Below are 24,035 nucleotides of genomic sequence, written 5' to 3'. Positions count from 1 at the left end.
ACTGCCGTGGGGCTGGGATCTGATCCATATTGGTGTAGACCAGTAGCTGGAGCTTGGCCTAGACCTTTAGGGGTGTCAAGGGTCTAATGAGCGGGTGCCCGGTCCGTTATCGGACCGACACCTGGGGGGAGAGAAGGCCTGTCCCCCCTTACGTGTCACGATGTGACCGCACATATCGGAGGAGCCGGTGACGGCAGCGAAACTGGAGTCGGGAAGGCGGGCGGCCATGGCCACCGAAGGGGCACTCACGGAGCCGGACGGCGGGGCAGCCACTCGCACGGCCCGGGTACCCAAGTACTACCGACTCAAGCGGCACTTGCTCGACATGACCGAAACCATGCCGCCCGGGACGCCGGTACCGCCGGAGCGCACGCTCGCGGCCGAGTTCGACACCTCCCGGACCACCGTCCGGCAGGCCCTCCAGGAACTGGTCGTAGAAGGACGTCTGGAGCGGATCCAGGGCAAAGGCACCTTCGTCGCCAAGCCGAAGGTCTCCCAGGCGCTGCAACTCACCTCGTACACGGAGGACATGCGGGCCCAGGGCCTGGAGCCGACCTCGCAGCTCCTCGACATCGGCTACGTGACCGCCGACGACACCCTCGCCGGACTCCTCAAGATCAACACCGGTGGACGGGTGCTGCGCATCGAGCGGCTGCGTCTGGCCAGCGGCGAGCCCATGGCCATCGAGACCACCCACCTCTCGGCCAAGCGCTTCCCCGCGCTGCGCCGCTCGCTCGCCAAGTACACCTCCCTCTACACCGCCCTGGCAGAGGTGTACGACGTCCACCTGGCAGAGGCCGAGGAGACGATCGAGACCTCGCTGGCCACCCCGCGCGAGGCCGGCCTGCTCGGCACCGACGTCGGGCTGCCGATGCTGATGCTCTCCCGGCACTCCCTGGACGCCGACGGCGAACCGGTCGAGTGGGTGCGCTCGGTGTACCGCGGCGACCGGTACAAGTTCGTCGCCAGGCTCAAGCGCCCCGCCGTCTGACACGCACGCACCCCGCCCCGCGTACCGGAATCCCGCGACCGGAATGCGGACGGGGTCTTACGTTCACCAGGCAATCCCCCGTAGATTCCGCCTGCTTACGCAGATGATCGACGAGGGGACGAGAGATCATGCCTGAACCGGAAGCAACAGGGACACAAAGGGACACGGCGGGTCCGGGAACCCCATCGGGCCCGCCCTCCCCCAAGTCCATCGCCGTATGGGTGCTCGTCGGACTCGTCGGCGCCATCGGCTGGGGCATGCTGGCGCTCTCGCGCGGCGAGGAGATCTCCGCGGCCTGGCTGCTCGCCGCGGCCCTGGGCTCGTACGCCATCGGCTACCGCTTCTACGCGCGCTTCATCGCGCACCGCGTACTGAAGGTCGACGCGACGCGGGCCACCCCCGCCGAACGCCTCGACAACGGTGTCGACTTCCATCCCACCGACCGCCGGGTGCTCTTCGGCCACCACTTCGCCGCCGTCGCCGGCGCCGGCCCGCTCGTCGGCCCCGTGCTCGCCGCGCAGATGGGCTACCTTCCCGGGACCATCTGGATCGTCGCGGGCGTGATCTTCGCCGGCGCCGTCCAGGACATGGTGACGCTGTTCTTCTCCACCCGCCGCGACGGCCGCTCTCTGGGCCAGATGGCGCGGGACGAGATCGGCCCCGTCGGCGGAGCCGCCGCCCTGGTCGCCGTGTTCGCCATCATGATCATCCTGCTGGCCGTGCTGGCGCTGGTCATCGTCAACGCCCTCGCCCACTCCCCCTGGGGCGTCTTCTCCATCGGCATGACCATCCCGATCGCCGTCTTCATGGGCTTCTACCTGCGCGTCCTGCGGCCGGGCCGGGTCACCGAGGTCTCCCTCATCGGCGTCGCCCTGCTGCTGCTCGCCATCGTCGCGGGCGGCTGGGTCGCCGAGTCCTCCTTCGCCGGGACCTTCACCCTGGAGAAGGAGACGCTCGTCATCTGGATGGTGGTGTACGGCTTCCTGGCGTCGGTCCTGCCGGTGTGGATGCTGCTCGCCCCCCGCGACTACCTGTCCACCTTCATGAAGGTCGGCACCATCGCGCTCCTCGCGCTCGGCGTGGTCATCGCGATGCCGACGCTGAAGATGCCCTCCGTCACCGACTTCGCGGCCCGCGGGGACGGCCCGGTCTTCGCCGGGTCGATGTTCCCGTTCGTCTTCATCACCATCGCGTGCGGCGCGCTCTCGGGCTTCCACGCCCTGGTCTCCTCGGGCACCACCCCGAAGATGATCCAGAAGGAGACCCAGGTCCGCATGATCGGCTACGGCGCCATGCTGACCGAGTCGTTCGTCGCCGTCATGGCGATCATCGCGGCCTGCATCATCGAGCCGGGCCTGTTCTTCGCGGTGAACTCCCCCGGCGGGGTCATCGGCACCACGGTCGAGTCCGCCTCGCAGGCGGTGACGAACTTCGGCTTCGCCATCTCGCCCGAGGCGCTCACCCAGGCCGCCAAGGACGTCGAGGAAGCCAGCCTGCTGTCCCGTACCGGCGGCGCGCCGACCTTCGCACTCGGAATGTCGGAGATCTTCTCCTCCGTCGTCGGCGGCGCCGGGATGAAGGCCTTTTGGTACCACTTCGCCATCATGTTCGAGGCCCTCTTCATCCTGACGACGCTCGACGCGGGCACCCGCGTGGGCCGGTTCATGCTCCAGGACACCCTCGGCAACGTCCACAAGCCCTTCAAGGACGTCAGCTGGAAGCCCGGCGTGTGGTTCGCGAGCGCGATCGTCGTCGGTGCGTGGGGCTACTTCCTGTGGGTCGGCATCAAGGACCCGCTGGGCGGGATCAACCAGCTCTTCCCGCTGTTCGGCATCGCCAACCAGCTGCTGGCCGCGGTCGCACTGGCCGTCTGCACCACGCTGCTGGTCAAGTCCGGCCGGCTCAAGTGGGCCTGGGTGACGGGCGTCCCGCTGGTCTGGGACGCCACGGTGACCCTCACCGCCAGCTACCAGAAGGTCTTCTCCGAGGACGTGAAGGTCGGCTTCTTCGCCCAGCGCGACAAGTACCAGGCGGGCATCGACGCCGACAAGGTGCTGGCCCCGGCGAAGAACATGGACGACATGCACACGATCGTCACCAACGCCACGGTGGACGGCGTGCTGTGCGCCCTCTTCGCGGCCCTGATCATCGTGGTCCTCGCGGACGCGCTGCGGACCTGCGTCAAGGCCGTTCGCGACCCCGGATCGGCGGAGCTGTCGGAGGTCCCGTGGACCGAGTCGAAGATCGTCGCCCCGGCGGGCCTGATCGCCACCCCCGAGGAGCGGGCCCAGCTCGCCGCCGCAGGGGCGGACCGCGACTCCGGCGGCGGGCAGGTCAAGGAGCCGGTGGGGTGAGCACCGTACGCAGCATGCTGGCCAGGGCCCGGTTCTACGTACGGGAGTTCTCCGGGGAGGCCGCCTACGACCGGTACGTGGCCCACGCCCGCTCCCACGACCCGGACGCGGAGGTCCTCACCCGCCGCGCCTTCGAACGCGCCCGCACCGACGCCCGCGAGGCGGACCCCCGCGAGGGCTTCCGCTGCTGCTGAAGCGCTCGAAGGGCCCCGCAGCCTCTCGGCGGGGCCCTTCTGCGTTGCTCAGCGCACCCAGTCCTTGAGGACCTCGGTCTGAAGGGTGATGCCGACGGGGTCGGGGAGCGCGATGTCCGTTCCATAGGGCACGATGTGGATGCTCTCGTACCGCTGGCCGTTGGTCTGGCTGTAGACGGAGACCTTGCACTTGGCCCGGTCGATCAGCAGGTACAAGGGGATGCCGGTCTCCGCGTAGGCACGGGGCTTCTCGACGTGATCCCGCCGGACGGTGTCGGAGTCCCACGAAGTCACCTCGACGGCCATGAGGATCGGAGCGGGGTCGACCCAGTCGCCCTGTCCCGCGAAGGCCTTGGAAGGGGCCAGCACCGCGTCCGGGATGGCCCTGCCCTCGCGATAAGCCTGTGCCTTGATCCCCTGCCCCCCGTGGAGCCAGAGCTCCGGCCGGTGCTGCAGGAAGATCCGCGTCAACCACTGGATGATCATCTGGTGGTCGCCGTCCGGCATGGCCTTGCTCCTGATGACTCCGTCGATGAACTCAAGTCGCGTGCCTTCTCGCTCACGAGCGGCTATGCGCGCGACAGCCTCGAAGTCCTCGGTCAGCATGTGGGGCCTGTCGGTCATCACGGTCATGCCTCGCTCACCTTCCTCGACGGTGCTGCCTCCGACGATAGCGCCGCCCGCCGGAGGCGTCCTGCACACTCGACCGCATGGACATGGTGATCAGAACGGCGGTGCCCGCCGACCACGAGACGCTGGGCGAGATCACGGCTCAGGCCTACCTCGCCGACGGGCACCTGGACTTCAACGAGGACGACCCGTACCTGCACGTGCTGCGCGACGTGGCCGGGCGGGCCGCCCGGGCCGAGGTGCTCGTCGCCGAGCACGACGGGCAGGTGCTCGGCGGCGTGACCTTCGCCGCACCCGGCAGCCCGCTCGCCGACATCGCCGGCCCCGACGAGGCCGAGTTCCGGATGCTCGCGGTGGCCCACGCGGCCCGCGGCCGGGGCGTCGGCGAGGCCCTGGTGCGGGCTTGCGTCGAGCGGGCGCGGGCGATCGAGGGCGTCACGGGCCTCGTGCTCTCCACCCAGCACAGCATGGCCGGGGCCCACCGGATCTACGTACGACTGGGCTTCGAGCGCACACCGGAACGGGACTGGGCACCCATCGAAGGCCTGAAACTCCTTACGTACCGACTCAAGCTGTAGCCACGCCGACACTACATGTTGGGGGTGCCGCACAAGGGCGCCCCCACATGTATGCTCATGCCTGCTGTCGCCGCAGGGGAATCCGGTGGGAATCCGGAACTGTCCCGCAACGGTATGAAGTGTCCGGCATCCGGACGCCAAGTCCGATGACCTGCCGTCAGCGCGCCCGGGTCGACCGAACCGGGTGCCGACACGTCCGGGCCTCGCGGTTGGGCCGGTGGACGCCATGCGGTGTGCCCGTTCCTGCCACGCCCGCATGCGCCCGCGCCCGCCCGCCGATGACCGGGCCGAGCGAGGGAGAGCTCCCGCCGTGACCATCGCGCCTTCCGCACCGCGCGCCGAGTCCGTTTCTGGCGACAACACCGAGGGCCCGGGGGCCACGCTGCTGCGTACCCTCACCGAACTGACGGCGGACCTCCCCGACACCGACCCCGGCCGCGTCGCGGCCGCAGCGCTCCGCGGCCGCAGCTCCGCCGCCGACGACGCCGAACTGCGGGGGCTGGCCACCGAGGCCGCCGCGGGCCTCATCTCCGAGGACCCCGCCTACTCCAGGCTCGCCGCCCGCCTGCTGACGCTGGCCGTGCGCGACGAGGCCGCGAGCCAGGGCTCCACCTCCTTCTCCGCCTCCGTCGAGGTCGGCCACCGCGAGGGCCTGATCGCCGACCGCACCGCCGAGTTCGTGCGCGCGCACGCGGCCCGCCTGGACTCGCTGGTCGAGCACACCCTCGCCGAGGGCGCCGACGACCGTTTCGGCTTCTTCGGCCTGCGGACCCTGCACAGCCGCTACCTGCTGCGCCACCCCATCACCCGTCAGGTCATCGAGACCCCGCAGTACTTCATGCTGCGCGTGGCCTGCGGTCTCGCCGCGGACGAGAGCGTCCGGGCCGTCGAGGAAGTCGCCTCGCTGTACCGGCTGATGAGCCGGCTGGACTACCTGCCGTCCTCCCCCACCCTCTTCAACTCCGGCACCCGGCACCCGCAGATGTCCTCCTGCTACCTGCTGGACTCCCCGCTGGACGAGCTCGACTCGATCTACGACCGCTACCACCAGGTCGCGCGCCTGTCGAAGCACGCCGGCGGCATCGGCCTGTCGTACTCCCGCATCCGCGCCCGCGGTTCGCTGATCCGCGGCACCAACGGCCACTCCAACGGCATCGTGCCGTTCCTGAAGACCCTCGACGCCTCCGTCGCCGCCGTGAACCAGGGCGGCCGCCGCAAGGGCGCCGCCGCCGTCTACCTGGAGACCTGGCACGCGGACATCGAGGAGTTCCTGGAGCTCCGCGACAACACCGGTGAGGACCAGCGCCGTACGCACAACCTGAACCTCGCCCACTGGGTGCCGGACGAGTTCATGCGCCGCGTGAACGCCGACGCCGAGTGGTCGCTGTTCTCGCCGGCCGACGTCCCCGAGCTGGTCGACCTGTGGGGCGACGCGTTCGACGCCGCCTACCGCAAGGCCGAGGCCGACGGCCTGGCCCGCAAGACCATGCCCGCCCGCGACCTGTACGGCCGGATGATGCGTACCCTCGCGCAGACCGGCCAGGGCTGGATGACCTTCAAGGACGCCTCCAACCGCACGGCCAACCAGACCGCCGAGCCGGGTACCGTCGTCCACTCCTCGAACCTGTGCACCGAGATCATCGAGGTCACCAACGACGGCGAGACGGCCGTCTGCAACCTCGGCTCGGTCAACCTGGGTGCCTTCGTGCTCCCGGAGACGGGCGAGATCGACTGGGAGCGCCTGGACGAGACCGTCCGCACCGCGGTGACCTTCCTCGACCGCGTGGTGGACATCAACTTCTACCCGACCGAGCAGGCCGGCCGTTCCAACGCCCGCTGGCGCCCGGTGGGCCTGGGCGCGATGGGCCTCCAGGACGTCTTCTTCAAGCTGAAGCTGCCCTTCGACTCCCCCGCGGCCAAGGCCCTGTCGACCAGGCTCTCCGAGCGCATCATGCTGGCCGCGTACGAGGCCTCCTGCGACCTCGCCGAGCGCAGCGGCCCGCTGCCGGCCTGGGAGCAGACCCGCACCGCGCGCGGCGTCCTGCACCCGGATCACTACGACACCGGGCTGAACTGGCCGGAGCGCTGGGAGGCGCTGCGCGCCCGCGTCGCCGAGACCGGCATGCGCAACTCCCTGCTCCTCGCCATCGCCCCGACGGCCACGATCGCCTCGATCGCCGGCGTGTACGAGTGCATCGAGCCGCAGGTCTCCAACCTGTTCAAGCGCGAGACGCTGTCGGGCGAGTTCCTCCAGGTGAACGGCTACCTGGTGGAGGAGCTGAAGCAGCTCGGCGTGTGGGACGCCCAGACCCGTGAGGCGCTGCGCGACTCCTCGGGCTCGGTGCAGGGCTTCGGCTGGATCCCGGCGGAGGTGCGCGAGCTGTACCGCACGGCGTGGGAGATCCCGCAGCGCGGCCTGATCGACATGGCGGCGGCCCGTACGCCGTTCCTGGACCAGTCGCAGTCGCTGAACCTGTTCCTGGAGACGCCCACCATCGGCAAGCTCAGCTCGATGTACGCGTACGCCTGGAAGCAGGGCCTGAAGACCACGTACTACCTGCGCTCGCGCCCGGCGACGAAGATCGCCCGCGCCGCCCAGGCCGCCACCGCCGCTCCGGTGGCGCTCCCGCAGGCCGTCGACGCCGAGGCGCTGGCCTGCTCCCTTGAGAACCCCGAGTCCTGCGAGGCCTGCCAGTAATGAGCTCCGCCCACCCGTCACCCGACCACCGCCCCTCGACGACGGCACTTCGTGCCGACACCTCTGGAGGCAAGAACCTCCTGGACCCGGGCTTCGAGCTGACGCTCCGGCCGATGCGCTACCCGGACTTCTACGAGCGCTACCGGGACGCGATCAAGAACACGTGGACGGTGGAGGAGGTCGACCTCCACTCGGACGTCGCGGACCTCGCGAAGCTGACGCCCGCCGAGCAGCACATGATCGGCCGGCTGGTCGCGTTCTTCGCGACGGGCGACTCGATCGTCGCGAACAACCTGGTGCTGACGCTGTACAAGCACATCAACTCCCCGGAGGCGCGTCTGTACCTGTCGCGCCAGCTGTTCGAGGAGGCCGTGCACGTCCAGTTCTACCTGACGCTGCTCGACACCTACCTGCCCAACCCGGAGGACCGCGCGGCGGCCTTCGACGCGGTGGAGAACATCCCCTCCATCCGTGAGAAGGCGCAGTTCTGCTTCAAGTGGATGGACTCGGTCGAGAAGATCGACCGGCTGGAGACGCAGGCCGACCGCCGCCGCTTCCTGCTGAACCTGATCTGCTTCGCCGCGTGCATCGAGGGCCTGTTCTTCTACGGCGCCTTCGCGTACGTGTACTGGTTCCGCTCGCGCGGCCTGCTGCACGGCCTGGCCACCGGCACCAACTGGGTGTTCCGTGACGAGACCATGCACATGAACTTCGCGTTCGAGGTCGTGGACACGGTCCGCAAGGAGGAGCCCGAGCTCTTCGACGACGCCCTCCAGCAGCAGGTCACCGACATGCTGAAGGAGGCCGTGGAGGCGGAGCTGCAGTTCGGCCGCGACCTGTGCGGCGACGGCCTGCCGGGCATGAACACCGAGTCGATGCGCGAGTACCTGGAGTGCGTCGCGGACCAGCGCCTGGTCCGCCTGGGCTTCCCGCCGGTGTACGGCTCGCAGAACCCGTTCTCCTTCATGGAGCTGCAGGGTGTCCAGGAGCTGACGAACTTCTTCGAGCGCCGCCCGTCGGCCTACCAGGTCGCGGTGGAGGGCACGGTCGACCTGGACGAGGACTTCTGAGCCCCCTCTGAAGCCCCTCTGAAGCCCTCGGAAGCACCGAGAGCCGGGACGCGAGCCGATCGCGTCCCGGCTCTTCGCGTTCCGGGGCGGTGCGTACGCCGTGGGCGCCGTGGGGGCCGTGGGACTCAGTGGGCGAGACGGCCCCGGCGCCCGGCGGCGGACCGGAGGCCGTGCCGGGAGGGCGGGGTGAGCGGCATGCCGCCCGCCTTCTGCCGCGGCAGCCACACGAGCCGGGTCTCCACGGCCCGCAGCTCTCGGTCGGTCCGCCGCTCGCGCAGGGCCCCGTACAGGCTGGGGGCGAGCAGCAGGGTGGCGACGGCGAGGACGGCGAGGTAGCTCAGGAACGTGTTCATGTATCCACTGTCGCTCCGTTCACCGCACCCGACCACTGGCAGGACTGCCATGAAGGCGCGAATTACTGCCACACTGGGTGCATGCTGACCAACGTGGCCGTGGCCCTCCTCGACGAAGTGGCCCCCTTCGAGTTCGGGATCTTCTGCGAAGTCTTCGGGATCGACCGCAGCGACCATGGACTGCCGGTGTACGACTTCGCCGTGTGCGCGGCCGAGGACGGCCCGCTGACCATGGCCGGAACGGGTTTCGCGGTCGCCCCCGCCCACGGGCTGGAACGGCTGGAGAGCGCCGACCTGATCTGCCTGCCCGCCTTCCGCAACGCCTCCGAACGCGCCTGCCCGGAGCCGCTCATGGCCGCGCTGCGCCGCGGTGTGGAGCGCGGCGCGCGGGTGATCAGCGTCTGCAGCGGGGCCTTCGTGCTGGGCGCGGCGGGGCTGCTGGACGGCCGGCGCTGCACCACCCACTGGATGCACGCCCCGGCTCTGGCGCGGCGCTTCCCCCGGGCGCTGGTCGACCCGGACGTGCTCTACGTCGACGAGGGCCCGGTGATCACCTCGGCCGGCACCGCCTCCGGGATCGACGCCTGCCTCCACGTGGTCCGCCAGGAGCACGGCGCCGAGGTGGCCAACGCGATCGCGCGGCGGATGGTCGTACCGCCCCACCGGGACGGCGGGCAGGCGCAGTACATCCGGCGGCCGCTGCCGCGCACGTCCTGCGACACGGTGGGCGAGGTGATCGAGTGGATGGGCCGCCACCTGGCGGAGGAGATCACCGTCGAGCAGCTCGCGGAGCGGGCGCACATGTCGCCGCGCACCTTCGCCCGCCGCTTCCTGCAGGAGACCGGCACCACCCCGTACCAGTGGGTGCTGCGCCAGCGGGTCCTGCTGGCGCAGGAGTTGCTGGAGTCCACCGACGAGACGGTCGACGCGATCGCCGGCCGCTCCGGTTTCGGCAACGCGGCCGCCCTGCGCCACCACTTCCTGCGGACCCTGGGCACCACGCCGAACTCCTTCAGGCGCGCGTTCCGGGGCCCGCAGGCCGCCTAGGGCTGCACCTAGTGCTGGGCGTTGGGGACGGTCTCGTAGCGCGGGGTGCCCTCCGCCATCTGGCGCAGGGCGTCCTTGCGGTCCCGCTTCGAGAGCCGGTCGATGTACAGGTAGCCGTACAGGTGGTCGGTCTCGTGCTGCAGGCAGCGGGCGAAGTAGCCGGTGCCGCGGACCTTGATCGGGTTGCCCTGGGCGTCCTGGCCCTCGACCTCGGCGTAGTCCGGACGGGCGAGCGAGGCGTACGCCGTCGGGACCGACAGGCAGCCCTCGTTGGAGTCGTCCAGCACCCGCGAACCCGCCGGGAGCTCGACGAGCTTCGGGTTGACCACGACACCGGTGTGGCGCACGCCGTCGTCGTCCGGGCAGTCGTAGACGAAGACCTTGGCGTCCACGCCGATCTGGTTCGCGGCCAGGCCGACGCCCTCGGCCGCCTTCTGGCTGGCGAACATGTCGTCGATCAGCCGGGCCAGCTCGTCGCCGAACTCGGTGACGTCCTTGCACTCGCGGTGCAGGACCGGGTTGCCGACGACCGTGATCGGGCGGGCGGTGCCGCGCTCCCGGTGGGCCAGCTCGCGCGCCGCACAGTCCTCGGTGTCCACGACGTACCCGTCGTTCACGACCTCGCCACCATCGACAACCTGGTTCTCCTGCTGCGCCATGTCCGCCGTACGCCTTCCGTAAGTCCCGGTCACCGGTGGTCGCCGATGGCCACCGATGTGCCCGTACAGCCTACGGCCCCGGCTCAGCAGACTTCTTCGAGATCCCGCCACTCGCGGCTGTCGGGGCTGTCGGAGACCCAGCTGTCGAGGAGGCCGCGGACCAGTCCGGCCGGTGCCGCGATGCCGCATTCGCGCTCGGGCACCCACAGGGAACCGGAGCCCGCCGTACGGTGCCCCAGCGGCCCGGGGTGTCCCGGCTCGCTGTGGTCGTGCGGATCCAGGTGCTCGCCGTCGCCCTCGTCGCTCGGCATCTCGCTCTCCGAGCAGGTCCGGCACAGCAGCCGCACCGACGAGGACCAGTCCTCGGCGGCGAAGCCCGCGTCCGAGGCGAGCTGTTCCAGCGCGTCGCGGTCCGCCTCGGTGGCCGCCTCCAGCAGCACCACCCAGGTCGGCACCGGGGACGGCGCCCACAGCTCGATCTCGTCGAACACCGGGTAGGAGGGTCCGGCCGCGGTCACCCGTTCGCCGTGCGGGACCCCGTCGTGGAGGACGACCTCGCCCCAGCGCCGCCCCGACGAGGGCAGCGGGATCGAGAGGACCTCCAGCCGCGCCGGGTCCAGCCTGCGGCCCCACACCACCTCGGCCTCGCCCTCGGGCGAGAGCCGCACGGCGGCGCTGCCGAGCTCCATGCCGACCGGCTCGCCGTTCCCGCCGCCGTTGCCGTTCGCGCCGTGCGCGTCCCCGGGCACCTTCAGCCCGTACGCCTGCCAGGCCCGCCGGGCCAGCGGCCAGTCCTGCAGCGCGGTGGCGGCGATCCCGACGTTCCACCAGTCGGGGGCGCCGGTCTCACGGTCCAGCAGGGCCACGGCGCGCAGTCCGGCGGCCCTCGCCTGCTCCCAGTCGTGCCGGAACTTGTGCAGCAGAGCCAGGTTGAACCAGGACTCCGAGAGCCACGGCTCCAGGTCCGCGGCTCTGGTCAGCAGCGCGCCGGCGTCCTCGTACCGCCCGTCGCCGATCAGCGTGAACGCGCGGTCGGTGGCCTGCCGCCACGAGGCGGAGGGCCGATGCCGTACCTTCCCGAAGATCCTCACGATTCCCGCCTGCCTGGGGGCACCTCCCAGCGGTGGCTGGGGGACTACGGTGCAGCCTTGCGGACACTCTTACTGGCATCCAACCATGCCCACTCGGACGGCCGCTCATTACCCATGGGTTACCCCGGTGGGACGGGCACCACTCTGCCACGTCCGCCCCTGGCCAGAACCCCCGCCAGGCATTCCACGACCTCCGGCTGGTAGTCGTGCCCGGTGCCCAGGCGGAGCTGTTCCAGGGCGGTCAGTGAGCCGCCCGGGTGACGGTTCCCGCCGACGAGGTCGTCGTACGCGTTCACCGCGCGCACGATCCGGGCCGGTACGGGCTGGTCCCGGTAGGGGTCCGCCTGCCGCTCCACCACCACGGCCACCTCGGCGGGGACCCCGGCCTGCCGGGCCACCTCCCCGCCCAGCGCGGCGATCCGGCGGGCCTCGGCCGCGGGCAGCTCGGCGGTGGCCCCGTCCGGCACCGGGTCGACGAGGGAGAGCTGACCGATGTCGTGCATCAGGGCGGCGTACTCCAGCACCGTGAGTTCCCGCTCCGACAGGCCCATCTCCCGGCCGACGGCGCAGCTCAGTGCCGCCACCCGGCGGGCGTGTCCCGGCGGGGTGTATCCGGCGATCTCGGTGGCCCTGGCCAGGGAGGTGATGGTCTGGCGGCAGATGGTGCGGATCGCGGTGATCCGGTGGAAGGACAGCTGGGTCAGCAGCAGGGGCACGCTGAGGACGGGGACGGCCCACAGGCCCGCGGCGGCCGCGCCGAGCGCCATGACGACGCCGGTGGCGCAGGTCGCCGGGCCGATGCCGAGCTGGGCGCGCAGCCCCTCGCGCAGCAGCGGCCCGTACGGCCGGCCCGTACGGGCTCCCGTGAGGGCGGCGGCGAGCACGGCGTCGCACAGGGCGACGAGGACCAGCAGGAGCAGCAGGAAGACGACGAGGGACGGCCCGTGGCCCACCCGCTGCTCCAGACGGCCGGAGTGGTGGAGCGGCTGGAAGCAGACGGCGGCGAAGGCGACGGTGAGCACCCGGCGGGACAGGTGGTCGAGGGCGGGCCCGCGGCCGCGGGCGACGTGCGGGACGATTCCGGCGAGGGCGGCCGCGGCGACGACGGCGACGGTCTCCAGCACCCCGTGGTGGGTCGGCAGGCCCGCGTTCCGGCCGAGCAGGGCGTAGGCGAGGGCGCCGGCCGACCCGAGTGGTGCGCCCAGGTGGTCGGGAGCGCCCGGCCGGTCCCTGCGGGCGAGCTCGCCGACGGCTACCAGCGCGCCGAAGGCCAGGGCGACGCCGGGCTCGGTCAGGCCGTGCCACAGGGTGTGGGCGAGGCCGACGGCGGCGAGCACGGCCGCGGCCCCCCGCACCGCCCACGCGCCCGCGGCCCTCATGCCCCCGCCCCGGCACCGTCCGCGTCGCGGCCGGGCCGTCCGCCGGCCGGCGGGGCCTGACTCCCCGGGCCGTCGGCGCCGGCCGGTGCGGCGTCCTGGGCGGGCAGGGCGCGCAGCGCCGTCCGCGCCGCCGATCGGGAGGTGCCGGGGCCCTGGGGGTGGAGGCCGCGGCCCCCGTCGGCGGCCGGAGCCGGCGCAGCCGGGCCCTGGCCCGGACGGGGCGCCGGCCCCCGCCCCCCGGAACCTGGCAGCCCGGCGGGTGCGGGGTCCTCGATCACCTGGAGGTCGTCGTCCGAGGTGACCACCGGATGCCAGCCGTGCCGGCCGACGGCCTCCGTCAGGGCCCGCACCATCGCCGGGTCGAACTGGGTCCCCGCGCACCGCTCCAGCTCGGCGAGAGCGGTGGGCACCGGCCGGGCCCGGCTGTAGGAGCGGGTGGAGGTCATGGCGTCGAAGGCGTCGGCCACGGCCACCACCCGGGCCAGCACCGGGATCTGCTCGCCGGTCAGCCCGTACGGATAGCCGGTGCCGTCGACGCGTTCGTGGTGGTGCAGGATCGCGGACCTGGCCTCTCCCAGGAAGCCGATGCCGCGCACCATCTCGTGCCCGTACTCGGGGTGCAGTTCGATGATCCGGCGCTCCTGCGGGGTGAGCGGCCCGTCCTTGCGCAGCAGCCGGGTGGGGACGCCGATCTTGCCGACGTCGTGCAGGATGCCGGCGAAGCGGACCGCTTCCAGCCGGTCCTCGGCCATCCCCAGCTCGCGGGCGATCATCGTGGAGGCCTGGCCGACCCGTTCGCTGTGACCGCGCGTGTAGCGGTCCTTGATGTCCACGGCCTGGACGAGGGCCCGGACGGTGGCCTGGTGGGCGGCGTACTCGCGGTGGTACTGGGCGAAGACCCGGCTGGAGACGTACATCGGGAGCAGGACGAGCAGCGCCGCCGGGACCCCGTACGGGCTGCGCCACATGACGGCCGTCATCAGCCCGGCGAGGCCGTGGACGCAGTGCGCGGCGAGGGTGAGGGGGACCAGGCCGTGCCAGACGGTGGCGGCGGGCCTGCGTTCGGCGGCGGCCAGGATGCCGCCGTCGAGGGTGGTGATCACCAGGCAGAAGACGGTGGCCGCCGCCGTCGCGGGGAGCATCGCGCCCGGGAGGTCTGCGGGCCACGCGGGGGGCCCGGACCCGGCGGCGGGCCCTCCGCCGAGTGCGGCCGGGCCGCCGAGCAGCCCGAACACCTGCCCCGCCGCCCATGCGCCCATGGACTGCTGGGCTCCGTGCCACACCCGGCGCACCCCGGCGGGCCGCTGGACCACGGTGGCGGCGAGGCCTCCGGGCAGTGCCACGAGCGCGGCGGCGGCGGGCGTCAGCAGGAAGACGGCGGCGAGCACCACGGGGTGGAAGGGGCCTATGCCCTCGGGGACCCGGCGGCCCGGCAGCGGGCCGTACCTGAGGAGTTCGCAGCCGAGGCAGAGCGCGGCGAGCAGGGTCACGGCCGGCCAGGGCGTGGCGGAATCCGTGAGGGCCGGGGCGGTACAGGCGAGTGCCGCCAGTACGGCGCAGAGGACGAATCCGCGGGCGGCCGGCGGAAGACCCCGCATGGCACTCTCCTCCCCTGGGCCGTGCAAGCCGGGCACCGAATCGGACCGGTACCGATTGGGGAGAATAGGTGGGGCCCCGAGCGGGGTGGGCCACATTTTCGTATTGCGCCATGCGGACGCCCCCGGATTAGCACATTCGGGTGAATGAACTGATCTTCCGGGGGCGGGTGTTCAGTTGTTCGACCGATATCCGAGCGGTCAGCCGGACGCGGGATTGTCGGCGGTGACGTCATGGTCGGGGACCGCCTGCCCCGACCGGATGAGTTCGATCCGACCCATCACCTTCGACCGCAGGTCGGACGGCACGTCGTCCGACCCGCAGCAGCGCTTGACCAGCTTCTTCACGGCCTGTTCCAGGCCGTACTTCTCCAGACAGGGGTTGCACTCGCCGAAGTGGGTCTCGAACTTCGTGCAGTCGCTGTCGGGCATCTCACGGTCGAGGAACTCGTACAGGTGGTCCAGGACCTCAGAGCACTCTGTCTCGTGCGGCTCTCCGCAACTCATGAGCCCGTGCCTTTCCGGTCGTTCGCCTCTCCCGCACCCGCGGGAACCAGCCCGCGCTCGCGGGCGTAGTCCTCCAGCATTCCGCGGAGTTGGCGGCGGCCACGGTGCAGTCGCGACATGACCGTTCCGATGGGTGTACCCATGATGTCCGCGATCTCCTTGTACGCAAAGCCCTCTACGTCGGCAAGATAGACCGCGATGCGGAACTCTTCCGGAATGGCCTGCAGGGCTTCCTTCACGTCCGAGTCGGGCAGATGGTCGAGTGCCTGCGACTCGGCCGATCGCAGTCCGGTCGACATGTGCGACTCGGCACGCGCCAGCTGCCAGTCCTCGATCTCCTCCGCGGCGCTGCGCTGGGGCTCGCGCTGCTTCTTGCGGTAGGAGTTGATGAACGTGTTGGTCAGGATGCGGTACAGCCACGCCTTCAGGTTGGTGCCTTCGCGGAACTGGTGGAAGGACGCGTATGCCTTCGCGTACGTCTCCTGGACCAGGTCCTCGGCGTCGGCCGGGTTGCGCGTCATGCGCAGCGCGGCCGAGTACATCTGGTCGAGGTAGCCGAGGGCGTCCCGTTCGAAGCGCGCGTTGCGCTCCAGGGTCGTCTCCTCCGCGTGGCCTTCGTCGGTCCCAGCGACAGGACCCACCTCCTCCGACTGCGTGGCGGCTCCGAAGGCGGACCCGCTCGAATCGGAGAATAGTCGACCTTCCCGGCCCCCCGCCGCCCGAAGCGAGCTGCGCTTGGGGGCGGGCAGCACCGTCCAGTCCAGGTCAGCGGCCTGCGGACGGTTCTGGCTGATGACCTGGGTCATGCGCTCCCTCTCCTCCGACGTTCCGTGTGTACCGACATGTGGGACAACACCGGAGGCGGGGCAGCGCATTCCCCGCGACGCCACGGGCTTTTCGGCCTTCGCCGGGCCGGCGGCGGACGGTGTGGCCCATGTCACCCGGGGAGCCGTGCGAGCCACTCCCCGACGGCCCCGGTGATCGTCCGCAGGGCCTCCTCCTGGGTGGTGGCGGCCTTCTTCGGCACCGCGAAGCCGTGATCGCCGTACGCCACCTCGACCAGTTCGTACGGGTGCTCCCCGGCCGGTTCCGGGAACTCCTCGGGGCGGCCGAAGGGGTCCCGGCCGCCCTGGACCACGAGGGCGGGCCGGCCGGCCCCGGTGAGTTCCCCGGCGCGGGACTTCTCGGGCCGGCCCGGCGGGTGCAGCGGGAAGGCCAGGGCCAGGACCCCGGCGGCGCCCAGTTCCCCGGCGGTGCGGCAGGCCACGCGGGCGCCGGCGCTGCGCCCGCCCGCGACCACCGGCAGCCCGGGCCCCGTGAGCGCCGGCCACAGCCCGCGCCAGCCCTCGTCCAGCACCTTGGGCGCGGCGGCGACCTTCTTGCCGGCGACCCGCCAGGGCTGTTCGACGAGCGCCACCGTGATCCCGCGGGCGGGCAGGGCGGCGGCCAGCGCCTGCAGGTCGCGGGCCTCGATACCGCCGCCCGCTCCGTGGCTCACGGCGAGCACGAGCCGGGCCTTCGGGGCGGTGTGCCAGGTGATGCGGGCCTCGCCCGCCGGGGTGTCGACACTCTCGGTACGCGTGGTCATGCCCCCATCGTGCCGTCCCGGCCGGTCGGGACACGCCTGGGATAGCCGGTCGGGGCGCGCCTCAGAAAAGAGTGCCCTCCTCCGGCGCGGCGAGCTCCGTCAGCAGCTCCGGGCCGTTGTTGCGCACGTTGCTCACGGCGGTGGACACCGGGTAGGCGCGCATCAGTCCGCCCGGCGGCGGCGCGAGCAGTTCCCGCAGGGCGCCCTCGGTGTCGGTGTTCGCGGGGTCCAGCCAGGCGTCCCAGCGGTCGGGGGTGAGCATCAGCGGCATCCGGGGGTGGATCTCGGACAGCGAGCGCGGTCCTTCGGCGGGGGCGACCCCAAGCGGGCCGGTCTCCGCCTCCGTGGTGATCACCGAGCAGGTCACCCACCAGGCGAGGGGGTGCTCGTCGGGCAGGGTCCGGTCGCGCCAGAACTCGTATACGCCGGCCATGGCGAAGAGCGAGCCGTCGGAGGGGAGCACGAAGTAGGGCTGCTTGCGGGCCCGCTTCTTCTTCCCCTCCACCTCCAGCTGCCGCTCGTCGTGGGCGGTGACCCACTCGTAGTACCCGTCGGCGGGGATGATGCAGCGGCGCTGCGCGAACGCGCGGCGGAAGGACGGCTTCTCGTGCAGGGTCTCCGACCGGGCGTTGATCATGCGGGCGGCGCCGTCGGGGTTCTTGGCCCAGGACGGTACGAGTCCCCATTTCAGGACGCGCAGCTGGCGAACCGGACGCGGGTGCGAAGCGTCCTTCACAGGACGGTCGAGGACGACGTGGACCTCCTTCGTCGGCGCCACGTTGAAGTCGGGGGCCAGGGCCTCCTCCGGCTCCCACCGCTCGATGCCGAAGGCCTCCACGAGGTCCTGCGGTCCACGACTCGCTGCATACCGTCCGCACATTCCGCTCCACCCCTCTGAGCTGCATGAACGCTAGATCATGCGGCCACATCCAGCACCAAACCAGCACGGTGCTGAGCAATCGCTCCATCCATCACCCGGATCGCCCGACCGGTGCTGTCCGGCGTCAGGTGTCCGTACGTGTCAGCGGTCTCGCTGATGTTCCTGTGTCCCAGCCACCGGTACACGTCCAAGAGTGGCAGACCACTGCTGAGCGCTGTCGAGGCGAACCAGTGCCTGAGATCGTGGGGCGACCACGAGTAGCCAGGAGCTTGACCACCTTCCGAAAGTGCGTGGCGAAGTCCGACGTGGCCACGTGGTTCCCGTTACCGGTCTGGAACAGTGCGCCATCCGGCCCCGTGCCGTGCGTGGCGACGTGCTCGGCCACGGCCTCACGGAGGTTCGCCGGGAGCGGCACATCCCGCCAGTCGCCCTCACGACGGTGCTTGAGAGGCCTCACCAGGAGGCCCCGGCCGCCCTTCCCCCGGGTGATCTGCCGGCGGACCCGCACGCGGTCCTCACCGAAGTCGCCGACCCTGAGTCCCAGCACCTCCCCGGTACGCAGTCCGAGCCCAGCCATGAGCCACACGGACAGTGCCAACTCCCGACGAAACTCGTCCGCGATGTCCTGGATCTGCTGTCCGTTGGGGAGCCGCTTGTCATCCACTGCCTTGCTCGGCAGTTTCGGGAGCTTGGCACCGGTGAACGGGTTCCGGCCGATGTCGCCGTTGTTCACGGCCGCCTTGCACACGGACCGGAGAGGGGTCATGTAGGCATCGACGGAGTTCGCGGTGAGCCCGGCCGCTGTCATTAACCGGGGTCCTCCAAAACAGCCTTCACGGCGTCAATCTCTTCCCGGCGGGGCGTGATCCTCAAGGGCGCCCCGCCGGAACGGTGAGCCGCTCCAGGCGGGCGAGGACTTCCGTCAGGGCGCCTGCCGGGGACCCGGCCCTGATGTCCGCGACGATGCCGCGCAGCTCAGTCTTGATGGCGGGCATCGTTACCAGGCTTGTGAGGTCGGCTACGAGCTGGGCCGTAGCCGGACTCGGATTGCAGATCTGCTCCTCGCCGGCCACCTGCACCACGAGCTGATCGACACGGACGGGCCGAGAACCTTCGTGCAGGTTCCGGCGATGGAGTCACGGTCCCGTCCCATCTGTGGCAGGGCCGTCGCGACTCCGCAGGTCCCTACCATCAGGCCGTTGGATGTGCGCCTCGTGCAGGTGTCCAGCGACGACTCTGTCCCCTTCGATGTCCAGCGCGGTGTGACGATGCGCGAACACGAGGACCCCAACCGGCTTTCGGCCGGGGTCCTTTCCCGTTCTCCCGCCACCCGGCGGCGGGTACCGTCCCAGTAGGCCCACTACGCAGGACGGAGCAGCGACAGGATGCCCCAGAACACCGCCGCCAGCACGGGTGCGCGCATCGCCGCGTACAGAAGGCTGTGTCGGATCACTCAGACGCAGCTCGCCGCCAAAGCCAACATCTCGTACAGCCTCCTCGTTAAGGTCGAGCAGGGGCGCCGGGCAGCCTCCGGCTCTCTGATCTCTGCTGTCGCCCGTGCCATGGGCGTCCCCGTTACCACCTTCACCGGCCAGCCCTACGCCGCCGAGCACGTCCATGACCGACTCGACGGACCCTTGTCCGATCTGCGGGCCTCGCTGGACAACTGGGACCTGCCCCTGGAAGAGATCGCCGTGCGCAGCCTCTCCGAGATCGGCGCCGACGTCCACCTGGTCCTCGACGCCCGGCGCGCATCCAACTACGCCAAGATCACGGCCATGGCACCGCCGCTCATCGACGAACTCGTGCAGGTCTCGCAGACCGCGACCGGACACGCGCAGGAGCAGGCCCACCGCATGCTCGTTCACGTCTACCGGTCCGCTTACGACGTCGCCTACAACCTGGGCCTGTCCGACCTGGTGGCGCTTCTGCTCTCCCGGATGGATTACTCAGTCGGCCGTGGGAACGACCCGTACCTGATGGCCCTCCACCACTACATGCGGGCGTACGCGACGTTCTCGACCGGCCGCTTGGAGGTAGGGCAGGCGATCATCAGCCGGGCCCTGACAATCGTGGAAGACGGAGTCCGGGCAGAAGAGGTACCCGCCCTGTGTTCGGCGGGAAACCTGCGGCTGCGGGCCGCCATGCTCGCCTGCCGCCGTGGCGATGGCGACACGGCCCGGGGCGAGCTGTCCGAAGCGCGTCGGCTGGCCGGTCGGCTGGGGCGCGAGGTCAGCGGAACCGGCGGCGACGGCCCCCACGTCCAGAGCTTCGGGCCGACCAACGTGGCCATCCACGCGTCCGCCGTGGAGATGGAGCTGGGCAACCACAGCCGGGCGTTGCAGCTCGCGAAGGAGGTACGACCGCCCGCCGGATACTTCCCGGACCGACTCGGGCACTTCTGGATCGACACCGCCCGCGCGCAGCTGTCGACCGGGAAGACAGACGCCGCCCTATCGTCTCTCCTCAAGGCGCGGTCCATCGCCCCCCAACAGGCCAAATACCACCCGAGCGTGCGGGAGACCGTCAGCGGCCTCGTGCACTCAGCACGCCGTACCCCGGACACGTTGATCGGATACGCGTCCTGGTGCAGGGCAGACCTTTAGCCCCACTGGCCCCGCCCGCCACAACTGTCACACGGCGTCCTGGAACTGTCACAACCTGTGTCAGTTGTGGGGCGCCGTTCCGCGTTCACTGGACGCACGCACCCCGGAGCACCGACGACTCCGGGACGCGTCCCCCTCGCAGCGGGCCGCGGCCCCCTCCCTACAGCGCACCGCGGCCCGCTGCATTCCCTCCGACGGCAGGAGCGAAGCATGGACAGCACCCTCCCCCGCCGCGCCCCCGGCGCCAGCGGACGCAAACACACCACCCCCGCCCCGCAGCCCGGAGCGCCGAGCCGTGCCCTGCGGATAAGGGCGGCCGGCGGCTGGGAGAAGTTCATGCGCCGCGCCGACATGAACCCGAAGGACGAAACGTGACCGGCATGGGAGTGGACCCCTTCTTCCACGAACAGCACCCCTGGATCGGCAAACTCGTCCGCGCCATTCCCAGCGGCACCGAGGGCGAGCTGTGCACTGGGCCGGTCGTCATCGCCGAGGTGGACCCCGAGCGCTACGCGGAACTGAACGCCGGGATGGCCGACCGCGCCCACCGGACCACCGTCTACGCCAAGGCTGCCATGCTCCTCTCGGAGGACGCCCACGGCACCGTTCACGCCATCACCCCAGACGAGAACCTGGCCTACGTCTCCGAGCCGACCACCGGCCGCCTGACCATCACCGGCTGCGACGCCGATGCCGCCGCCGAGTTCCTGGCCAAGATCATCGCCCCGGCCTGACCAACCTTCCGTCTATCCCGTAGCTCCGCCCACATGCTCCGCCCGGAGCAACCCTGGACAGGTCGAGCCGGGCGGCCGGCGCGGTCGGCTTCCCCCGAGGTCGGCCGCGCCATCCAACAGCCCATCCACTCAGAGGAGCCTTCATGACGATCGCTTTGCAGCCCACCACCGGCCGCCCGTGGGGAGTCAGCCGACTGGCGCCGTATCCGACCACCATCCGCCGCCCGCACGCCACGATCACCATCGACCCTGACACCCAGCTCGGCGTGTTCCGCGACCGTGCCGGCCGCGTGGTCGAGATGGGCAAGCACGGCACGAGCTCCGGGACCGAGACGTCCACTACGACGAACTCGGACTCGAAGAACGACCAGGGCCACGACCAGGACAGCAACCAGGACTGATGGCCATGACCGAGAAGAGGCCGGTCCTGGTGGCCACCGAGTCGGACGACATCACTGCCGACATGGTGATCACCGAACTCAACCGGCGCGATGTGCCGGTTGTCAGGTTCAACCCGGCGGACATCGGCGAGGACCTCACGGTCTCGGCTCGGTTCGGCACCTGCCCGGCCCCTGTGGCCGGGCAGGTGCGCACCCCGTCGAGAACTGCTGATCTCGCCCTTGTCCGTTCGGTGTACTGGCGCCGCCCGGAGTGGCCAACGTTCTCTCACCTGTCGCCGGACGACTCTCGGTTCGCGGCTGCGCAAGTCCGCTACGGACTCGGAGGCACCCTCTACGCTCTCGACGGGCCCCTCTGGGTGAACCACCCATTACGCATCGCCGCGGCCGACTACAAGCCCGCTCAGCTCGCGCTTGCCCAACAGCTCGGCTTCACCGTCCCGCCTACCGTCGTCACCAACGATCCCGACGAGGCACGCGAATTCGTCCGCGCCCGGGGAGAGGCAATCTTCAAGACGCTTCGGTGGACCCCGTACACGCGCGACGGCGTGCCGGTGACTGGATGGGCCGATCCCGTCACCGCTGACGAGATCGACGACAGCATTCGCGTCGCCCCCCATCTGTTCCAGGCCCTGGTGGACAAGGTCGCGGACCTCCGCGTCCTGATCGTGGGTCGGCACACGTTCGCCTTGCGCATCGAGTCAGGGCTGTTGGACTGGCGCAAGGACTACAGCGTTCTGACCTACACCGTCGAGCACCTCCCCACACAGGTGGAGAAGGCGCTGCGCGTCTACCTGGACCGCTTGGGGCTGGTATCAGGGAGCTTCGACCTCGCGGTGGACCGGGCGGGGGACTACTGGTGGCTTGAGCTGAACCCCAACGGCCAATGGGGCTGGCTGGAGACGGAGACCGGCCTCCCCATGTCCGCGGCCTTCGCCGACCTACTCATGCAAGGAGACAGCCAGTGACCGACTCTGCGTCCGAGCGACGGCGCATGGCCGCCATGCTCGCCAGCAAAGGCATCCTGACATCCCCGTGGCTGCGCAGAGCTGTGGAGGCCGTGCCGCGCGAGCAGTTCCTCCATCCCGGCGTCTTCCTCGACGAGGGGCGGGCCTGGCGGCCCGTCACCGCGCTCGGCACCGACTCCGACGAGTGGCTGAAGATCGTATACAGCGTCGGCACCCTCACGACCCAGCTCGATGGCCACCTCACCGCCGACCAGGCCAGCGAGCCTGTGACGGGCGTGCCAACATCCTCGTCGACCGACCCGACCACAGTCGTCGGCATGATTGAGGCCCTGGACCTCAACGCGGACGACCAGGTCATGGAGGTCGGCACCGGCACCGGATACTCCACTGCGCTGATGTGCCACTACCTCGGTGAAGACAACGTCACCACGATCGAGGTCGACCCGCAGGTTGCGGCGCGCGCCGACGCCGCCCTGGAATCCGTCGGCTACTCGACGTGGACCGTGACTGGCGACGGGCTCCTCGGCCAACCGCGCCGGGCGCCGTACGACCGGGTCATCGCCACCTGTGCGGTTCGCCGCATCCCCTACACCTGGGTCCGGCAGACCAAGCCAGGCGGCATCGTCCTCAGCACTGTGGGCTCATGGCCTTGGGGAACCGGTCTCGCCAAGGTGACGGTCGGCGACGACGGCACTGCCGAGGGGGCGATTATCGGACGGTCCTCGTTCATGCAGGCTCGCGCCCAGGCAGTGACCCCCGTGGCCGGCGATCTATCGGCCCGCACCGCCTACGCCGACAGCGAGCGAGCGGTCAAGGTGGCACCGCTCTTGCTGGAGGAGTGGGTGCCCGCATTTCTTGCACAGCTCTCTGCCCCCGGCGCACACTTCGTCCGCGCGGCCACGACCGACGGCGCGCGACTCCTGTACCTCTTCGATCCTGAGCGCGAGTCCTTCGCCGAATTCAGGGCGGACAGCGACGGTTGGATCGTCCGTCAGGGTGGCCCCGTGGCCCTGTGGGACAACATCGAGCGGGCTCTAGCCGCGTGGCAGGCCGCAGGAAGTCCGGACATCGCAGCCGTACAGCTCCGGGTCACGGACAGGGCTCACACGTACTGGATCGGGGAGTACCCGGAGCTGCGTTGGGAGCACCGCCTCGACGCTGCTTACTGATCTCGGCAGCGGCGCTAGGCTCGGTGCATGGACGAAGAACCTCTGTCGGAGTGGGCCGAGCGCCGGGATGCCAGGGTCGGCCGCCTGCGGGCCGTCCCGATCGTCCCGGGTGACGGGCCACGGGGGGCACACCTGAACCCGGAAGATCCCCGCGCCGTCGAACGCTGGAACGGGCACGTCTGGGAGCCCTACGCGTTCGCGGCCGACCTCGCTGAGGCCAAGCGCATCCTGTACCCGGAAGCCAGTGTTCTCCCGTCTCCGGCTCCCGGTCCGGTGCGACAGCCGCTTGCCCCAGGCAAGGGTCGGCACCGCAAGCCGTAGGCGCCCCAGAGGAGCCCCGGCCCGATCACCTCCTGCGAGGGGGCGTGCCGGGGCTCCTGCGTGCCATAGGGGCACTGTCCGTCAGCCGGGTATCGCCACAGGTCCCAGCACGAATCCAGCACGGTTCGGGTTTCCGGGGATGCCGAGAGGTGCCTACAGGTCAGCACGCAGCCAGCACCGGCGATGCGAAGGGGGCGAGCCAAAATCGATTCACCCCCTCCTGAC

Annotated in this window: 25 protein-coding genes, 1 pseudogene and 1 riboswitch; of the genes and pseudogenes, 14 read left to right on the top strand and 12 right to left on the bottom strand. The window is 70.7% G+C overall.

Annotated elements, in window-relative coordinates; translation table 11 throughout:
• The first annotated feature begins 226 nt into the window (after positions 1-226).
• From ACIPXC_RS16275 to ACIPXC_RS16265, 3 genes are all read left to right on the top strand, one after another.
• Positions 227-991 carry a GntR family transcriptional regulator gene (locus ACIPXC_RS16275; RefSeq protein WP_350988427.1) on the top strand — a complete coding sequence of 255 codons (765 nt, stop codon included), beginning with the start codon at positions 227-229 and terminating at the stop codon, positions 989-991.
• Positions 992-1,248: 257 nt separating this feature from the next.
• Positions 1,249-3,345, top strand: coding sequence for a carbon starvation CstA family protein (locus ACIPXC_RS16270; protein WP_401617958.1), 2,097 nt, complete (start codon positions 1,249-1,251; stop codon positions 3,343-3,345).
• A 14-nt stretch (positions 3,346-3,359) separates the two neighbouring features.
• The gene (locus tag ACIPXC_RS16265; protein ID WP_401617955.1) at positions 3,360-3,539 is read left to right on the top strand and encodes a YbdD/YjiX family protein; all 180 of its coding nucleotides are present in this window, start codon (positions 3,360-3,362) and stop codon (positions 3,537-3,539) included.
• A 48-nt stretch (positions 3,540-3,587) separates the two neighbouring features.
• Here the strand turns inward: ACIPXC_RS16265 and ACIPXC_RS16260 are convergent, their stop codons facing one another.
• Positions 3,588-4,172 carry a Uma2 family endonuclease gene (locus ACIPXC_RS16260; RefSeq protein WP_401617891.1) on the bottom strand — a complete coding sequence of 195 codons (585 nt, stop codon included), beginning with the start codon at positions 4,170-4,172 and terminating at the stop codon, positions 3,588-3,590.
• 77 nt (positions 4,173-4,249) lie between these two features.
• Here ACIPXC_RS16260 and ACIPXC_RS16255 point away from each other — a divergent pair, with 77 nt between their 5' ends.
• The 3 genes from ACIPXC_RS16255 to ACIPXC_RS16245 all read left to right on the top strand — a co-directional run bounded on the left by ACIPXC_RS16255 (position 4,250) and on the right by ACIPXC_RS16245 (position 8,515).
• Positions 4,250-4,747, top strand: coding sequence for a GNAT family N-acetyltransferase (locus tag ACIPXC_RS16255; RefSeq protein ID WP_401617888.1), 498 nt, complete (start codon positions 4,250-4,252; stop codon positions 4,745-4,747).
• A gap of 44 nt (positions 4,748-4,791) precedes the next feature.
• Positions 4,792-4,921: riboswitch (cobalamin riboswitch) on the top strand.
• 136 nt (positions 4,922-5,057) lie between these two features.
• Positions 5,058-7,445 carry a ribonucleoside-diphosphate reductase subunit alpha gene (locus ACIPXC_RS16250; RefSeq protein WP_401617885.1) on the top strand — a complete coding sequence of 796 codons (2,388 nt, stop codon included), beginning with the start codon at positions 5,058-5,060 and terminating at the stop codon, positions 7,443-7,445.
• The gene (locus ACIPXC_RS16245) at positions 7,445-8,515 is read left to right on the top strand and encodes a ribonucleotide-diphosphate reductase subunit beta (RefSeq protein ID WP_401617883.1); all 1,071 of its coding nucleotides are present in this window, start codon (positions 7,445-7,447) and stop codon (positions 8,513-8,515) included. Before ACIPXC_RS16250 ends, ACIPXC_RS16245 begins: the two co-directional genes overlap by 1 nt.
• A 125-nt stretch (positions 8,516-8,640) precedes the next feature.
• Here the strand turns inward: ACIPXC_RS16245 and ACIPXC_RS16240 are convergent, their stop codons facing one another.
• The gene (locus ACIPXC_RS16240; protein WP_401617880.1) at positions 8,641-8,868 is read right to left on the bottom strand and encodes a hypothetical protein; all 228 of its coding nucleotides are present in this window, start codon (positions 8,866-8,868) and stop codon (positions 8,641-8,643) included.
• An 81-nt stretch (positions 8,869-8,949) separates the two neighbouring features.
• On the opposite strand from ACIPXC_RS16240, the gene ACIPXC_RS16235 reads away from it, so the two are divergent.
• On the top strand, positions 8,950-9,915 hold the full coding sequence (locus tag ACIPXC_RS16235) for a helix-turn-helix domain-containing protein (protein WP_401617878.1): 966 nt from the start codon (positions 8,950-8,952) through the stop codon (positions 9,913-9,915).
• Between the two features lie 8 nt (positions 9,916-9,923).
• Here ACIPXC_RS16235 and def read toward each other — a convergent pair whose 3' ends face one another.
• The 10 genes and pseudogenes from def to ACIPXC_RS16185 form a co-directional block, all read right to left on the bottom strand.
• Positions 9,924-10,574 (bottom strand): peptide deformylase, encoded by a 651-nt coding sequence (gene def / locus ACIPXC_RS16230; protein WP_401617875.1) that lies wholly within the window; start codon positions 10,572-10,574, stop codon positions 9,924-9,926.
• 83 nt (positions 10,575-10,657) lie between these two features.
• Positions 10,658-11,665 (bottom strand): tetratricopeptide repeat protein, encoded by a 1,008-nt coding sequence (locus ACIPXC_RS16225; protein ID WP_392577904.1) that lies wholly within the window; start codon positions 11,663-11,665, stop codon positions 10,658-10,660.
• 119 nt (positions 11,666-11,784) lie between these two features.
• On the bottom strand, positions 11,785-13,044 hold the full coding sequence (locus ACIPXC_RS16220) for an HD-GYP domain-containing protein (RefSeq protein WP_401617872.1): 1,260 nt from the start codon (positions 13,042-13,044) through the stop codon (positions 11,785-11,787).
• Positions 13,041-14,642, bottom strand: coding sequence for an HD-GYP domain-containing protein (locus tag ACIPXC_RS16215; protein ID WP_401617869.1), 1,602 nt, complete (start codon positions 14,640-14,642; stop codon positions 13,041-13,043). Before ACIPXC_RS16215 ends, ACIPXC_RS16220 begins: the two co-directional genes overlap by 4 nt.
• Positions 14,643-14,840: 198 nt before the next feature.
• A complete protein-coding gene (gene rsrA / locus ACIPXC_RS16210) occupies positions 14,841-15,146 on the bottom strand; it encodes a mycothiol system anti-sigma-R factor (RefSeq protein WP_392577907.1) in 306 nt (101 codons plus the stop codon).
• Positions 15,143-15,787 (bottom strand): sigma-70 family RNA polymerase sigma factor, encoded by a 645-nt coding sequence (locus ACIPXC_RS16205; protein ID WP_046777160.1) that lies wholly within the window; start codon positions 15,785-15,787, stop codon positions 15,143-15,145. Before ACIPXC_RS16205 ends, rsrA begins: the two co-directional genes overlap by 4 nt.
• 296 nt (positions 15,788-16,083) lie before the next feature.
• A complete protein-coding gene (locus tag ACIPXC_RS16200; RefSeq protein ID WP_401617866.1) occupies positions 16,084-16,734 on the bottom strand; it encodes an alpha/beta family hydrolase in 651 nt (216 codons plus the stop codon).
• Between the two features lie 61 nt (positions 16,735-16,795).
• Positions 16,796-17,614, bottom strand: a complete 819-nt coding sequence (locus ACIPXC_RS16195) for an SOS response-associated peptidase (protein ID WP_401617863.1) — start codon at positions 17,612-17,614, stop codon at positions 16,796-16,798.
• Positions 17,615-17,649: 35 nt separating this feature from the next.
• A pseudogene (locus ACIPXC_RS16190) lies at positions 17,650-17,844 on the bottom strand (hypothetical protein); the annotation flags it as partial.
• Between the two features lie 639 nt (positions 17,845-18,483).
• Positions 18,484-18,609, bottom strand: a complete 126-nt coding sequence (locus ACIPXC_RS16185) for a hypothetical protein (RefSeq protein WP_401617860.1) — start codon at positions 18,607-18,609, stop codon at positions 18,484-18,486.
• A 390-nt stretch (positions 18,610-18,999) separates the two neighbouring features.
• On the opposite strand from ACIPXC_RS16185, the gene ACIPXC_RS16180 reads away from it, so the two are divergent.
• The 7 genes from ACIPXC_RS16180 to ACIPXC_RS16150 all read left to right on the top strand — a co-directional run bounded on the left by ACIPXC_RS16180 (position 19,000) and on the right by ACIPXC_RS16150 (position 23,810).
• Positions 19,000-20,220: a helix-turn-helix domain-containing protein gene (locus ACIPXC_RS16180; RefSeq protein ID WP_401617858.1), complete on the top strand. Its 1,221-nt coding sequence runs from the start codon at positions 19,000-19,002 to the stop codon at positions 20,218-20,220.
• A gap of 210 nt (positions 20,221-20,430) precedes the next feature.
• A complete protein-coding gene (locus tag ACIPXC_RS16175; protein ID WP_401617856.1) occupies positions 20,431-20,595 on the top strand; it encodes a hypothetical protein in 165 nt (54 codons plus the stop codon).
• Complete coding sequence (locus tag ACIPXC_RS16170; protein WP_401617854.1) at positions 20,592-20,954, top strand: hypothetical protein; 363 nt, start codon at positions 20,592-20,594, stop codon at positions 20,952-20,954. Before ACIPXC_RS16175 ends, ACIPXC_RS16170 begins: the two co-directional genes overlap by 4 nt.
• Before the next feature lie 143 nt (positions 20,955-21,097).
• Positions 21,098-21,355 carry a putative ATP-grasp-modified RiPP gene (gene tgmA / locus ACIPXC_RS16165; protein WP_401617851.1) on the top strand — a complete coding sequence of 86 codons (258 nt, stop codon included), beginning with the start codon at positions 21,098-21,100 and terminating at the stop codon, positions 21,353-21,355.
• A 5-nt stretch (positions 21,356-21,360) separates the two neighbouring features.
• Positions 21,361-22,320, top strand: a complete 960-nt coding sequence (gene tgmB / locus ACIPXC_RS16160) for an ATP-grasp ribosomal peptide maturase (protein ID WP_401617848.1) — start codon at positions 21,361-21,363, stop codon at positions 22,318-22,320.
• Positions 22,317-23,489: an ATP-grasp peptide maturase system methyltransferase gene (tgmC, locus tag ACIPXC_RS16155; RefSeq protein ID WP_401617845.1), complete on the top strand. Its 1,173-nt coding sequence runs from the start codon at positions 22,317-22,319 to the stop codon at positions 23,487-23,489. The genes tgmB and tgmC overlap by 4 nt, the downstream gene beginning before the upstream one ends.
• Before the next feature lie 27 nt (positions 23,490-23,516).
• On the top strand, positions 23,517-23,810 hold the full coding sequence (locus ACIPXC_RS16150; protein WP_401617842.1) for a DUF6087 family protein: 294 nt from the start codon (positions 23,517-23,519) through the stop codon (positions 23,808-23,810).
• Positions 23,811-24,035 lie beyond the last annotated feature (225 nt).

Origin of the sequence: Streptomyces sp. NPDC090021, from assembly GCF_044748225.1 — a bacterium.
Lineage (GTDB): Bacteria > Actinomycetota > Actinomycetes > Streptomycetales > Streptomycetaceae > Streptomyces.
This window is presented reverse-complemented; position numbering and strand designations above follow the sequence as displayed.